General features: G+C 62.2%; 13 protein-coding genes. 4 read left to right on the forward strand and 9 right to left on the reverse strand.

From position 1 onward, the window contains the following. Positions 1-162 precede the first annotated feature (162 nt). The 6 genes from ACFWEM_RS27505 to ACFWEM_RS27530 all read right to left on the reverse strand — a co-directional run bounded on the left by ACFWEM_RS27505 (position 163) and on the right by ACFWEM_RS27530 (position 5,366). Positions 163-699: an N-6 DNA methylase gene (locus tag ACFWEM_RS27505; RefSeq protein WP_378538931.1), complete on the reverse strand. Its 537-nt coding sequence runs from the start codon at positions 697-699 to the stop codon at positions 163-165. Between the two features lie 849 nt (positions 700-1,548). After that, positions 1,549-2,112 (reverse strand): hypothetical protein, encoded by a 564-nt coding sequence (locus ACFWEM_RS27510; protein WP_378538932.1) that lies wholly within the window; start codon positions 2,110-2,112, stop codon positions 1,549-1,551. 130 nt (positions 2,113-2,242) lie between these two features. Beyond that, positions 2,243-2,578: a hypothetical protein gene (locus ACFWEM_RS27515; protein ID WP_378538933.1), complete on the reverse strand. Its 336-nt coding sequence runs from the start codon at positions 2,576-2,578 to the stop codon at positions 2,243-2,245. After that, complete coding sequence (locus ACFWEM_RS27520; RefSeq protein ID WP_378538934.1) at positions 2,575-3,384, reverse strand: hypothetical protein; 810 nt, start codon at positions 3,382-3,384, stop codon at positions 2,575-2,577. Before ACFWEM_RS27520 ends, ACFWEM_RS27515 begins: the two co-directional genes overlap by 4 nt. Before the next feature lie 169 nt (positions 3,385-3,553). Beyond that, positions 3,554-4,012 (reverse strand): hypothetical protein, encoded by a 459-nt coding sequence (locus ACFWEM_RS27525; RefSeq protein ID WP_378538935.1) that lies wholly within the window; start codon positions 4,010-4,012, stop codon positions 3,554-3,556. A gap of 148 nt (positions 4,013-4,160) precedes the next feature. After that, positions 4,161-5,366 carry an insoluble domain protein gene (locus ACFWEM_RS27530; RefSeq protein ID WP_378538936.1) on the reverse strand — a complete coding sequence of 402 codons (1,206 nt, stop codon included), beginning with the start codon at positions 5,364-5,366 and terminating at the stop codon, positions 4,161-4,163. Between the two features lie 383 nt (positions 5,367-5,749). Between ACFWEM_RS27530 and ACFWEM_RS27535 the strand changes: the two genes are divergently transcribed. Beyond that, positions 5,750-6,673: a hypothetical protein gene (locus ACFWEM_RS27535; RefSeq protein ID WP_378538937.1), complete on the forward strand. Its 924-nt coding sequence runs from the start codon at positions 5,750-5,752 to the stop codon at positions 6,671-6,673. A 109-nt stretch (positions 6,674-6,782) separates the two neighbouring features. After that, positions 6,783-7,766, forward strand: a complete 984-nt coding sequence (locus tag ACFWEM_RS27540) for an RNase H family protein (protein WP_378538938.1) — start codon at positions 6,783-6,785, stop codon at positions 7,764-7,766. A 64-nt stretch (positions 7,767-7,830) separates the two neighbouring features. Here the strand turns inward: ACFWEM_RS27540 and ACFWEM_RS27545 are convergent, their stop codons facing one another. Further along, positions 7,831-8,298, reverse strand: coding sequence for a hypothetical protein (locus tag ACFWEM_RS27545; RefSeq protein ID WP_378538939.1), 468 nt, complete (start codon positions 8,296-8,298; stop codon positions 7,831-7,833). Positions 8,299-8,760: 462 nt separating this feature from the next. On the opposite strand from ACFWEM_RS27545, the gene ACFWEM_RS27550 reads away from it, so the two are divergent. After that, positions 8,761-10,641: a cutinase family protein gene (locus tag ACFWEM_RS27550; protein ID WP_378538940.1), complete on the forward strand. Its 1,881-nt coding sequence runs from the start codon at positions 8,761-8,763 to the stop codon at positions 10,639-10,641. Positions 10,642-10,661: 20 nt separating this feature from the next. After that, positions 10,662-11,180, forward strand: coding sequence for a hypothetical protein (locus ACFWEM_RS27555; protein ID WP_378538941.1), 519 nt, complete (start codon positions 10,662-10,664; stop codon positions 11,178-11,180). Positions 11,181-11,282: 102 nt separating this feature from the next. On the opposite strand, the gene ACFWEM_RS27560 is transcribed toward ACFWEM_RS27555, so the two are convergent. Then, positions 11,283-12,206: a hypothetical protein gene (locus tag ACFWEM_RS27560; RefSeq protein ID WP_378538942.1), complete on the reverse strand. Its 924-nt coding sequence runs from the start codon at positions 12,204-12,206 to the stop codon at positions 11,283-11,285. A 115-nt stretch (positions 12,207-12,321) separates the two neighbouring features. Continuing rightward, the gene (locus ACFWEM_RS27565; protein ID WP_378538943.1) at positions 12,322-13,677 is read right to left on the reverse strand and encodes a nuclease-related domain-containing protein; all 1,356 of its coding nucleotides are present in this window, start codon (positions 13,675-13,677) and stop codon (positions 12,322-12,324) included. Between the last annotated feature and the right edge of the window lie 451 nt (positions 13,678-14,128).

Below are 14,128 nucleotides of genomic sequence, written 5' to 3' on the forward strand. Positions count from 1 at the left end.
TCAATGTTGCGGACGGCCGATTACTGACTTGACGGTTCCCGATCCCCCGCGATCGGACAGCCAGGTGGCGCACACCGCGGTTGGATCGGTGGGACATAGTCCCCGATGGGGCATCAGCTCAGCCAAGAAGGCCTGAGCTGGTGCCCGCCGGGTTCAATCACTTCACACCGCTGCACATGCAGGTGAACCGACTGCCGCGCTCCCCGTTAGCAGGACAGCCAAACGTGCAGCCCCGAGCGTGGTTCGGTGATGTTCGAGCACGCCAGCGCGTGTGGCCAGAGCCTCGGCACGGTGATCACCCGGAGCCAAAGTATCGGCGCGATACACAAGAACATTCACCCCAAGTCCCCAGATGGCCGCGTTCGCTGCCGCGCATGCGACAGACAGATGATTGATGTCGGACATTTCCCAGACATAGTCGCGAGGATTGCCGCCGAGAATGCGGATGCGGTTAGCGGTCGCAGCGAGGAGGCCACCGGTCCCAGCTGTCGGATCAGCGAAAAGAGCCCCCGGGGTGGGAAGTTCAGGCAGTGTGAGGGCCGCCATCACATCTGCGACCTCGGGAGGTGTGTAGAACTCGCCAAGGTGTTGACGCGCGAGCTGGTCGCAGCTCGGTGACAAGGAACCCGAGGACGTCGAAGGCCGGGACGCTGCCCCTGCGATCAACGAGGGATGGAAGCCCGGCAGTGTGTGCCGCATCCAAAATGACGCGAATAGTTCGAATGGTTTCGTCGCTGATCTCGTCGTCGAGCCACCGGTGAAGTGGTGATGCGATTTCCACGAGGTACGGATCGGAGAGCCACGTCAGTGCCCAAGTCGCGCGCAGGGCCGCGATACGGTCCTCGCGATCGAGTTGGACAAGGGCACAAGGGGAATGGTCGGCAGACTTACGGTGCTGGGCATGAAGGGAAAATGTCGCCACGATGCCAAGCGGAATCTCCAAAGTTGACGAGTTGTTCGAACTCCGGTGCCACGCTTCGGCAACGGAGGTAGCAATTTTTCGAGCGGTAGGCGATTGAACATTTGGCACGGTTAGCTCCTGGTGGGTTGTGGGGCCCATCAGTTTTCCGGCCCGGCCGCGCGATGTTTCAGTCGTCTGAGAACCGTGGTGTGGGCGTCATCCATACCCGCGGAAGTGTCCGGAAGCCATGACACATCGGTGCCCTATCGTCGTACAGAGAACGGCACATGGTCCGTATTAGCTGCTGCTGCCGGGCGGCCGGATCGAGTGATCTGCACGCTAGATGTGGTGTGGCAGTAGACGTAGGAACAGTTCCCACCCGACGTGCCAATAGTGTTCCGGCCCTTTGGATACCAGGCGATTTGCGGTGTCCGTGATTTTTTCGGCAATTGCGGGTAGACGGTGAGAACGTGCTGTGCAGCGCAAGTGCCGATCGGCCGATGTCTCGTCCGAGACGCCTGTAATGGCGGGCAATCTCTGGGGCGCCGATCCGGAGGAAGTCTTCGAGCCAACCCCACCGATTGCTGCTCTGATCTCCGGCGGGGTTGGCGGACAGCTTCACTCGCCGGTCAGTGCATCGACGGGATTCAAGCAGTTGCGCGTCGACTTTCTCGGACCGCAGCGGAGAAGCGGGTGATCGCGTTTACACGTCGCGCGAGTTCCTCCACGCTGTCGATGGTGCTGTGCGTGTGATGGCTGACGTTGCCATTTCCGTTCTGGCTGAGGAGTCGATAGGCGGCGACGCCGATCTCGTTGCAGTCTCGGCGGAGATCCACCTCGGGGTACTCGCGAACAACCGCCAGCGGCGAGCCGAGACCATCCTCAATCGATTCCCGCGCGTCTTCAGCCTCGACGACGAGTTCCATGATGCGGCGTTGTGGCGCCGTGGGTTCGCTGGGCCACGTGGTGACAGAGACTGCGTCGTTGACCTTTTTCTCATTCGCCTTTCCATGAGCGAAGATGCGATATAGCCAGCTAGCTATGCGCTCTTCCGGAAGAGTTGGAGTATGAGGTGGGTAGTTTCCGACCTGGACTGCGTCGACTAGATTCTTCGGGATTTCTCCCCAATTCACGATGCGGTACTCACGCGGCTGACGGCGAATATCGCCCTGCGCCTTGGGACCTGTCGGGATACCGGTCTCGTCGTCCATGGTGTTTCGTCTCCTCGATAATGATCTGCGACGGTTGCCGCTCACGAACGGTCTCACCACCCTTCTCCATTGCCGGCCTTCCCACTGACCTGGCAGCTCGGAAGTCTTGACGGCGGCTCTCGGAGACGAGCTACGTAGCCGACACTTCGGTGACGGCATCGGCGGTGACCAGCATGTCGATCTCGACGAGGTTGGTTCCGCCGGCATCGGTCACCCGCACGGTCACCCCGGCCAACCATTGCCCATCGTGCATTTTGACCCAAAACTGCTGGGTTGCATCGAGATACCCGGACATGTAGAGCGCGGACGTTTTCACCCGCATGCTCACATGATCGGCCCGAGAGGCTCCCCCGCGTCCGAGCGGGAGGGCCCTCCCGATGTCGACTTTCACTGCTCTAGGCGGGTCGAACGTCCTGATCACGGGGTGATCGGGCCAGCGTTCGGTCCAGTGGTCGGTGTTGATCACTGCGCTGCCATCAATGGCGGTGTCGCGACGAGGGTGGTGTCCTCGACTGTTACCCAGCGGAGTTGTCCGGTTTCGTCGCGGATTTCCATGCGTCCGGTGCGTTGTTGGAATCCTTTGCCGGCGGCCGCGACGTCGAGCTGAATGCCTGTCACACGTCCTCTCCCCGCTGATAATCCTGAATACCCGGAGACGCGGGACGAAATTCGCAGATCCGGGCCGTCCCACTGGCCTTCTGTCACGATGAGCAGCGATCCCTTACTTCGCGCCCTTGCTGTCACTGCCCGACCCCGGGAGGGCGTCACGGCGCCTCCGGCGAGTCCTAGGACAACGACGTCGAAACCCTCCAGCAGAATTGCGGCGCAGTCGATTCCGGCGTCCTTTGGCTGGGGCACGAGGGCGACCTTCGCTAAATCTCCGCCTTGCTCGTGGAAGGCGAGGAGTCCGAGTCCGGGCATTCCGATCACGGCAACGTGGCCGCCGGCGGCGGTGATGGTGACGAGTAGTCCGATGAGGACTGAGGCTGCGCCGTCGACGCTGACGACGGTTCCGCGTGCCAGTCCCCCGCGTGGGAGTAGGTCGCCGATCGGCTTGGGGACGGGAAGCATTCTGAGGGTTGATTGCGCTGTGGCCACGATGGGCGTCGGCTCGCGCTCGTCGACCGGCCGGAGCATCACCGACGGTGTGGTTGGTTCGGTGCCGTCGGAGCGGGCGGGAATCGACGCCATTTTCCGGCGGAGTTGTTCGAGCTTTTCCGCCTTGCTGAGGACTTCTGGAACGGGGGTGACCTGGTCGGACAGTTCTGCCATGTTGAGCTGCCCTCCTGCCGTAAGCCGCGCCCCTCCCTACGGTAGTCGAACATGCGTTCGATGTCACATGTCGGCAGGTTAGGTACGCCAGAGCCCCCGGAGGTTCACGAGTGATCTCCGAGGGCTCAGAACAAGCGGTGACAGCGTGGCTGGCGTTATCGTCGGCGTTTCAGGGAGCGATCCAAACGTAGTTCGATACCGCGAGTGCGCGTTGCGGTACCACCGAGACCGTCACCAGGCTGACGCCAGCCCCAGCCGGAATGTCGATTCGCGTGGCTCCCGCGCGGTCCAGCTGTGCCCACGTCGTGTGAACAAATGGCGCGATGCCGTTGATCCAGTCAACCTGAATGGTGGTGGCACACTGCGAACTAGCGCCGAAAGCCCCGCGTGGAGTCGCAATAATTTCGAGGTTCCCAGGGCGCTCTCGGTCGGTCTCGCGATCGAGGTGGATCGGCCCTCCACATACCTCGAGGTTTTCGACAGGCCAGATATCGTCCCCTCCGATACTCGGAGTGACTGGTGGCGTATCGGCGCTTGCGACGCCAGTGAAAGCGAGTCCGGCAGTTGCCACAGTGACCGCCACAGCGGACATACGTGCAAGAAATTGTGGTCGTTTTCCCGTTGACATAGCGGTCAACCTTTCTCAGATGTGAAGTAAGAGGAGACTTTCCAATCGACTTCCCGACCCCTCTGCTCGAAGCCGAAAGGCCGGAGAAGCCCGAAGGCCCTGAGATTGGCTACATCGTCAATCTCAGGGCCTTCGTGTATCCGACAGCTCAGGCCGGATTGACACCCGCAGTAGCTGCCGCCACTGCGTCGTTGACCATCGCGGCCACAGGACCGAAGGCGTAGTCGAGCTCCTTCGCTGCAGCATCCAAACCAGCGATCACATCTTCACCACCAGGCTGAGCCAGCGTTGCCTCACGGGCAGTTGCGACCTGCTCGGTAACCTGCTCCACGACCTGCGGCGCCGAGGCGACCGTGTCCTGGACGAACTCGGCGACCTGAGGCTGCTGCTGTGCGAGCGTCTCCGTCACCTGCGCGGTGATCGCCGCAGTGTCTGGTTCTGCAACATCAGGCAGGTCGAACTCGGTGGGGGTATTCGTGGTGTCACCGGCACCGAATGCGGTACCCGCGAGTCCACCGGCGACACCGCCGACTGCGCCACCCACCAATGCCGCAGGCACGCCCGCCACCGCAGCCCCGACACCGGCGCCCACCGCTGTTCCTGCCACGCCACCTGGCACCCAGCCGACACCCGGAACCAGAACATTTCCGAGGGTCAAGCCGATGTTTCCGCCAATGGTGCCGCCGACGAGCGCACCACCAACGGCAAACGGCGTGCCTGCGATAGCCGCACCGCCCAAGGCTCCCGTCGCGACCCCTGCCACGGTGGCTGCCGCAATCCGATCACTACGTTCGGCATCGACGCCGATGGACTTCCAGGCCGTGCCGTACTGCGCTTCGATCACCGCGGCGGTGTTATTGGTTCGATCCAGGTACTCATCGGACAACCAGTTCGGCTGGTCGGTGACGAAGTCACCAAGCCGCAGACGCTCCGCGGGTGCCTGAATCGGCGCGATTGGATCGACGGCGATCGGGAGGTGCAGATCTTCGACTCGGACCGGAGCTGTGTAAGTCGGCTCCGTGTAGCCATTTCCGGAATTCGACGGCGACTGGGCGGAAGGTGATGGGCGCCACTGGACATCGGTGTACTCCGGGGGCGGAGGGGTCCAGTACGACCGGTTCTCCTCAACCGGAGCGGGTTCGGGGGCAGGTGCAGGTGCAGGAGTGGTCGGAGTGGGAGTCGGATTACTCCATCCCGACTCCGGCGCTTGCTGCCCGGGATCCGGATTGCTCCATCCTGACTCCGGTGCTGCGTGAGCGATCCCCGCGCCGAACATCGCGCTCGTGCTGATTCCGGCCGCGATCGCAGTTGGAGCGATCCACCGCTTGCGTGGCTTCCTGTGCTTCTTGGGCATTGAGTTCCTCTCGTGCGCACTTCAAGGAGGGCCGAACTCCGATCGAGCTCAACCCGACGAATCCCGCGAGAGTCGGCAACGCACACCTGCCAGGAAGCCTGGTGAAACTTGGTGATTCGCGCGCCGCGATCCTTGCGAGATCCGACGCTTGCAGACGGTAGAGACAGGGTTCTCCACCCTGACCTCATCGAGCAGTCCCCCCATCTGAGCCCGACGAGTAAGGAGGCGCCGAACCGCGCGATGCGGCCGCTGCGATACGGCCGGCCGGTCCTTCAGGAGCGCGCTCGCAGTGCGCATTCATCGAGATGAGAACCATCGGAGAAGCCAACCGCTACCGTCCGCGGTCGTAGTTAGAGCACTAATCGAGCCGACGGAGGAACGCCATGGCACGCGGACGCGTAGAACCGGACCCTGACATCACCAACAACGGTTTCGAGAGGGAATCGGTACGGACAGAATCCTGGGACGCAGATCCTGAATGGGGCACAGAGTGGACGCCGGAGAACGAATTCGGTGGCGGATTCGTCCAGGACGAGATCGCTTCTCCGCCCTCGGAACCGTCGATCTCAGCTCAGCCTTTAGATGACGACGCGACGACAGTGATCCCTGCCGTGCCCGCACCGATAGATCCGTGGGAATCGGCGGAACCAGTCTTCACACCCTCAGCCGCCACTCACGACCCCGGCTACGACAGCTACGAGGACACATACGACAGTGGGTCTTCCCAATTTCAGACCGACGCGTATCTGCGCACCCCACAAAAGCCGACTCGAACACCAGCGGGGCGACGGCGGACCTTGCGTATCGTCGGGGGCCTCGCCGCCACTGTGGCCGTCGCAATCGGCATCGTCATCGTCGTCAAGCAACCTGCCGACAGTGACGGCACCTCGGCAACACCCCAAACGACCGCAGCCGTGACCAGCACCGTCACCACGCCGAGCACTGTCGCTGACGCACCGTCCATCGGTGACACCACCAGCGGCCCCGGAGTCATCCTCGGTTTCGACAACGCGTACTACGACCAACGCAGCGGTGCGGCGGCGGCTGCGTTTCTGGTCCCCAGCCAGAACACCCCAGCAACAGCAGCGGCAATCCAAACCGACGTGGACCGCGTCGACCGGGGCGTCAAACGCAACATCGTGATCACCAGCACCGAAGCCGAGAATGTCTACAACGTGAAGCTCACGTTGGCGACACCCGACGGACTGATCCACGAGTACTACCAGCAGTACACCGTCGTTTCGACTGCTGGCCGGTTCTACATTGCGAACAAGCTCAATTGCGATTCAGTCTGCCCGACACCGTGACAGCGGCAGCGGCTGGTAACTGAAACACCCTGGGGCAGCGAATTTACCGTGGAGAACGTCCCGGCGAGAATCCAACCGGACCACTACACGAAGGACAGGAATTGTTCCCATGTGCACACCCTCCGCCGCCTTACAGCTACTCCAGCACCAGCTGACACTTCAGTCATCCTGGGAGGCATGGTGCCGACGCAATGAACAGTCGATCGACACCGCTGTCATTCGCTTCGAACGTCCGATCCACAACACGCTCCACAACACGATCTGCGACGCGCGCCCGCGCACCGCGGTCATCGTCTACCGCCGCGGCGCAACGCAGCACACCGAGGTGTTGACCCGTCCCTCCCAAACGCCGGTCTCAGTACTTGCTCTCGACGCATTCGAGTGGCTGTATCGCCGAGCAGCAGAAGGACTTTCGCGTACCAGCGTGTTCATCGACCATTCAGGTGTTCGCAATGAGCTCATCGCCGTCTCCGGCAGCTTCCCCTGCGTCCGCATCGTCAACCTCCCGACCGGCGTCCTGCAGCCCATGCTCATTAGTGCCGGCGAGCGACTGCCAGAGCCAGCTGCCCCTGCCGTGCAGCCAACGGTCAATCCGCGGAAGATCGCGGCGCTGGCCGTCGGCACTGATGCATCGAAACGCTATCGGCACAACGGTGTCGGCATCGGAGCAGTCGATGCGGAAGGAATCGTGCATACGGCATGGCTTCCTGCCATCACCGACATCAATGTCGGTGAGGTCCTGGCCATCGCACTCGCGGTCAATCAACACCACGGCAGGCGACTGTCGATTGTGACGGACAGCCGCGTCGCTTTGAAATACCTCCAGCTGCCGCTGGACGACCTCTACACCCATATGGACGTGATCTACGCCTACCGTGTCGTTGCGCTGCAGCGTGCACTCGAACGGACGGGCAGCCAAGTGCGTTGGGTACCGGGACATTCAGGCCATGCGCTCAACGAGGCGGCGCATCGCGCTGCTGTCGCGGCGCGCCGCAATGCAGAATTCGATGTCTCCGAAGATGTCGCCGCGCAGATGTACCGCAGCATCGGCGACGACGTGCTTCGTGGAGATCAGCTGTTGATGGCCGGCTGACCGACCGTCATGATTCGGGGCCCCGCACCGTCTTACTGTGCGGGGCCCCTTCGCAAGTTGTCGGTCACAGATCGGTGGCATCGAAGACCGGAGCAGCAGCCCGGGCTGGCGCCGAGCGCGGAACGTCGATCACAGTTTTCTTCTGAACAGGCGATGCAACTACCTCCGGAACCGCCTGCGCTCGCACAGGATCGATACCGAAATCGATTTCGGGAAGCTGCAAACCCATCTTTCGGCTGAGATAGCGGACGTACTCAGCTAACGCTGGAGCCGCATCGTCGGACGCCGACGTCACCTCCAAAATCGACGCCAGCAGCTCGAACGCCCCCGGATCAGCGGTAACGAGCAACCGGAAATCCTCCTTGCGGGCGACCCCGAACGCAAGATGCTGCTCACCACCGTCGTCGGCATCGACGCACCTCAACGCGCCAGGTACGGTCCGGGACCGTTGGTAAGGACCGGGAGTTGCCTGCCGGGCGATGATCCGCAGGCGTTCAGCGGCGGTCGCGAAGACCGACTCGACGTTCGACATGGACTTCCCTTCTCATAGTTGCGGTGTACCTGCCGAAGGTAGACACAAGGTTCTCCACACTCCCCCGCAGGTCCGGGCCGGTAGTCCGACATCACACGCTGTTCCCAAAGGGTGGGCGGTGAGCTGCACAGCTATGGATCGCTCGGGCAATCCACTAATATCGACTGTGCTGGCGGCTAGCGTGACTAGACCGTGCGGCCGTGCATGATTCAGTTCGTGTACGCCCCGTGCTTCTGCCTACGGCAGATGGGTGCGGTGATCCGATATAGCCCGTGAGCGCCGGCCACGCCGGCGCTCACCCGCTCGGCATCCTCCCCTCAGCGCGTCTCCGCTGGAGAACCCGACTGTCATCGTGGCCGAGTCCACACCAATGGATCCCGGGAAACGCACATAGGTTCGACCTACCGTGCCGATAGCGTCGATCGGGAACCATGCCACCCGTCGCCCAGGAGACGAAACCCGATGACGCCACACGGCACACTGATCGCGCGCATCACCACCACAGCGCTCGCATTTATCACGGTGATCGGCGCCAGCGCGGTCACCGCCGCCCCGATCCAAGCCAAACCCGGATCGTGCTCTCCCAGCGAAATTGTTGCCGTCTCCGGGACCTGGGAGACGAACAAGAACGCCAACCCGGACGTGCCCGTCGGAATGCTCAAGCCCATCACCGACAAAGTAGAAGAAAAACTCGGCGACACAGTCGCATCCGTCTATCCCGCGTACGAAGCGACGGCCTTCGATCAAGGTGTGCCATATGCGGACAGCAAAGCAGACGGAGTGAAATCGGTTACCGACACCCTGCGTCAGCGCGCCGCCCGATGCCCCGCAACGGTCTTCTCGATCATCGGATACAGCCAAGGCGCCGATATCGCTGGCGATATCGCCGAGAACATCGCCCAGGGCCGGGGTCCGATCACCGCATCCAAGCTGCGCGCAACCGTACTGATCGCTGACCCGGGACGCGGAACCAAAGGCGAGACCGTGGTCGGCCCCAACCCGCCGGGACACGGCATCGTCGGGCCGCGCAGCGAAGGATTCGGCGATCTCGACGTCGTCACCATCTGCGATCCGGCACCAGACCTGTACTGCGCGACTCCCTCGGACGACGGATTGCTGAACTCTCTCGGCACCGTCCTCGGAAACACCGGCATGACAGGGGGCGACGACAAGGAGGCAGCGACCAACCCTGCCGACCTCGCGACAGCAACAAACCTCGGAGAACTCAACGTCGAGGCGATCAAGACCGCACCCGCGAAGATCGAGAAGGCTCTCGCGGCCGGTGACCGAGCCGGAGCTCGCACCATCGCCAACGAAACGAAGTCGCAGACAACAGTCTTCCGAGATCTCACGCGAAACATCAACGAGGGCTATGCCGCCGCGACCTTGGCCGACTTCGAACAGGACACCGCACAGTTCAGGGCCAGCACAGTCCTGGGGTCCGTCAAGAACGTCGACGTCGACAATCTGAGCAAGACGCTAGACAAGATCGCTGACGGCGCAGACTCTCTCGGCGCTGATCAACTCGGCGAAGCGGCGGCGACCTTGACCGATCAGGTGGGCCCGCTTGTCGGACTGGGCGGAGGCGACATCACCGCAGCCTCGCGCATTGTTCGGGGAATCCAGCCCGTTTCCCTGATGCGTCAGGCATCCCTGACATCCGGCAAAGTCGCGCGAATCGACTTTCAAGGCATCGTCAACGACATGATCGGTATCGGTGGCCTCGCCACAACTGGCAACTTCATCGCGATGCCCGACACCATCAACGCCCTCAACGCGAAGCTCATCGGTGTCGTCGAAGCCGTCGACTCGGTCGACCTTGATCCACTCATCGCCATCCTCGCAACCATGCCCCTGGGAACTCCCGAACGACTAGCGGGGGACGTACTGAAGGTCATCAACGCCCTCGATCTGACAGCACTCGCCCAGAACGCAGCACTGATGGTCAAATACCTGATGAGTGGTGACCTACTTGCCATTCCGCCACTGGTACTGGACACCATCGCGATCGCGGCCGACACCAGCGGCGTCCTCAGCGGCCTCGATCTCGGGGCAGTTGCAGACCTCTCCAAGTCCTTCAACGTCGCCGATGTCACAAAGTCCGCATCCCGCGCTATCTCCTTCTACTCAGGGGGTGCTCACACGGACTACGGGAAACTCGTCGTCGATTCGAAAGGCCGAGACGCACTGACATGGTCGGCCGACTTCCTGACCACCAAACTCGGGACACGCACCACCTCAAGCACTTCCACGACTGAAAGCGCACCCGGGACTGGAACTGCAACACGGACGATTGTTCCAACTACCGTGGCGAGTGAAAGCTCGACCCCCAGCGACAAGTAGACGACGAAAAGGAGCGCACCGTGTTCTCTGCCCTGATTCACCTGATCGGCGGTGCCATCGCTCTCGTGTTTGCGGTCGCGATGGTCAAAACCGCGATCTCCGAACCAATCTGGTGGCTCACGATGATGCTCACCGCGCTGATGACCATCCCTGTCGGAGTGCTCCTCTGGGCCGGCGTGCCCTCATGGATGGCGGCCCTGCCGATGGCCGCGATACTCGTCACTCAGTCATGGACTTTGTTCGGGTTGGCCATCGTGCAGTGGGACAACCTCCAGCAGCTACGCCGTGAAAGGTCCGCTGCCAGCGGCCTATCCGCGAGCAACATGAACACCGAGCCCATGGTCGCTGCCGCTGGCCCGTCCGCGGCTCCGGCTGGCTGGTGGGATGCGCCTGCGGCCGCTTCAGGTTCTCCTTCGGAGAAACAATTCTCGGAATCCGAGGTGGCCCTGCCCGAGGACGACGAACCGGAAAACTCCTCCACGTCAGCGTCTTCAGAAGAGTCACAGGCGTTCGAGGATCTGATCCGCCGCAACTTCTGACGAACACAGGTGAGGCCCCGCACCAGTCTTGGTGCGGGGCCTCACTTCGTGGTCGGTGGCTTGTACATTCGAATTGATTTGAGGAATGTACTGCGAACCAGACTATTTGGAGTTGACCGCGGCGAGCTCTTGGTCGGTCACAGTGCCGCCCGCGACCCATTGGGCAATGAGTTTGGCAGTCCTGCGCATAGCTTTCCAAGTTTGGCTGTCGACGCCGGCCGGCGTCGACATCACTGTCTGCACCAACCAATCGGGTGACTGACCATCGGGCCGCGACAGAACCATTCCCTTGTGCCGGTCACAGCGAAGCTGTGCCTCCACGGCGGAGGACGTCGTCAGCGCAGCGTTAACACCGATTTGGCCCAGCTCTGTCGATGCACGTCGATCCACAATCCGAGGCTCCTCCCCAACTTCTGAAGTGAGGAGCGCAGGATTCGGGCCCATCTCTTGAACCGTGCGAAGGAACTCGTCGGTGCTCCGGCACCGAGGAATCGGGTCGGCAACCCCCGTCGGCTTCTCGCTCGCGGACTTGGCGATCACATCGTCCCACTGCAACCGGCCGGGCTCGGGAATGTTATCTGCAGCAGTGACACCCGCGAATCGGATCGAACTCAGTGTTCCGGCCCCGGTGACGGTGTAAGTGCACTGCGGCATTCCCCCGGGCGAAGAGCCCGCTGTTCCGCTGATGTTGATATCAGTGGCGTTGACTGTGGCCCCAAAGGCCCGTTCCACCCGCTGGTAGTTTTGCAGGATCGCTTCGATGCCGTCCGTGAGCGTCGACGAGCAGGGGTCTGGCTTCAGCGAAGCGAGGAACGCATCCTCCGATTCCACGGTCGCGCTGGTATCTCCCAGCTTCTTCTCTGTGGTTACGGGTGAGGCCGGGATGGGAGCAATGCTCGCTGCCTGCGTGGATGTTTCAGACCCAGTGCCCTCCTCGGGCGTGTCAGATCCGCCGCTGCAGGCTGTGACGAGCACCGCGACCGCGGTGACGGCCACAGCAGCTGCCAGTCCTCTGTTCTTTGTCACCAGATTCCCCTTCTTGTGGCCTCTATGTGTCCTTTATGTGGCTCTACCGTAGCTGGGCTGGAAGTTCCGGGCTTAACTCGCGTAGATCGTGTCGGCTCGCTGGACGGCGGATGGGTCAGTCGGCAGATACCGGAACGAACAGGTGCTCGGCGACGGTCGCGAGGTCCCGGATGTATCGGCGTTGTGCGGCCAATTCGATCTCTTCGAGTGACTGCCCGGCGGCTTCACCTGCGGCGAACTCCCTCGTCGATGGGCTGGTGAACCGGCGTGCGGGTAGCTGACGGAGGTACTCGGCGAGGTGCGTTGCGTCGACAAGTGTGACGGTCTTCGTGTCAGTGACCTGTTGCTCGTTTGGGTCGCCCTCCGTTTCCGCTTGAGCGGTGAATTCGATGATCAACTCGCCCCAGGGAACGTTCATCCGGGCACCGTGTATCGCAAGGACAACAGGGACCGGTTGGCCTGGGACATCATCGGCGTGGAAGGCCCACGCGATTTTGTCGGCTTCGAACAAAGCGGATCCCACCAGATCAGTCATGACTGGGGCGCCGTTGTATGCCCAGTCGGCGCCGGTAGTGCCGTCTTCAGCTACCCACGGGTGGCATTCGAAGTGGCCGGACCGGTACTTCGAGTCCACCAAGACCACTCCGCCCGGGCCGATCACGATGTGGTCGGCGTCAGCGGCAGTGTTGTGCAGTGACCGAGAGTGCAGGACGTGCCAGGGATCGCCGAGCCGTGAGAGTTGGGCGGCCGTAAGAGCCTCGGCGTCTGCGCCGACTTCCAGGTTTGCCTCATTCATCCAGCGGCCGTCACCTTCCGGTCGAGAGGTCAGGTGATATCCGGTGCGGTACTTGATATGCGATCTCACTGCTGCGCGTCGTGCTCTGAACGTGACGATCCATTCCGCTCGCCAGGCGACTGCTGCGAGGCCGGCGGCAGCTGCCGGCAGGGCCCACAACCACGCGTTCCAATCGAGGGCGGACACGATCCCCATAGATAGGGGCGTCACCGCCAATGCAGTCGAGGCGGGCAGATAGGGGCTACGGCGACTACGTCGGGTGTTGAAGACTGATGCGGTCGTCCACGCGGCCGCTCCGACTGCAGTCCATGTGATGAGGGCGTCGACGTGATAGCGCGAGGAGACCCAGAGCACCGCTGCTGACGCAGCTAGGCCGAGAGCGACACCAACAGCTCGCCGAGGAAAGGTCACGGCGCCGTAGACGAGAGCGATGGTGGCCGCGGAGTATGCCCCGAATGAAAGAGCGTCGGGGAAAGAGATAATGAACATCAGCGCTGCGGTGGTAGCTGCTGTCGTGATCGCCACGACTGTGAGTGCAAAGTGCGCAGTGAGCACGCGGAGAGCTCGTCGTTGCGCGTGGACACGCGCTCTAAGCGAGCCGCCGGCGACCGATGGGCTGTCGCCACCGGTGGGTCTCGCCGCCGGCGAAGAGGAGAACGCGTCTGCTTCACTCATGGAACAACCGTAGGAGCGGGGTTCTCCCGGAGTTTCAGTTTCCGTCGCCGGTGAAAGAATCAACGGTCAACACAAACGCGATACCTGGTATCGGCGTGTCGCTGAACGGTCTGTACCTGGTATCCGGTTAAATGATCCGCATGGCCCAACCGCATCTCGGCGATCGGACGCAGCTCCGATTCCACGCGCCCAAAGCGCTAGTCGACTGCCTTTCCGCATACGCGGATCGGCGGGGTCTGCCAATGAGTCGGACCACCGCTGATTTGCTATCAGAGGCAGCTGGACATCCAGATCTCGTTCTCAGCGAGATGCCACTCTTCGATTTTGGATCCCTAGCAGGGACTATCCCGGTCTCGGCGCCGGGCGAACTCGAAATCATGAAATTTCGAGCACCGAGCACTGTCGTAGACACCCTGGACCGAATGGCGCGGGAAGCTGGACTCAAACGTCC

Source organism: Rhodococcus sp. NPDC060176, assembly GCF_042728675.1.
GTDB lineage: Bacteria > Actinomycetota > Actinomycetes > Mycobacteriales > Mycobacteriaceae > Rhodococcus_F.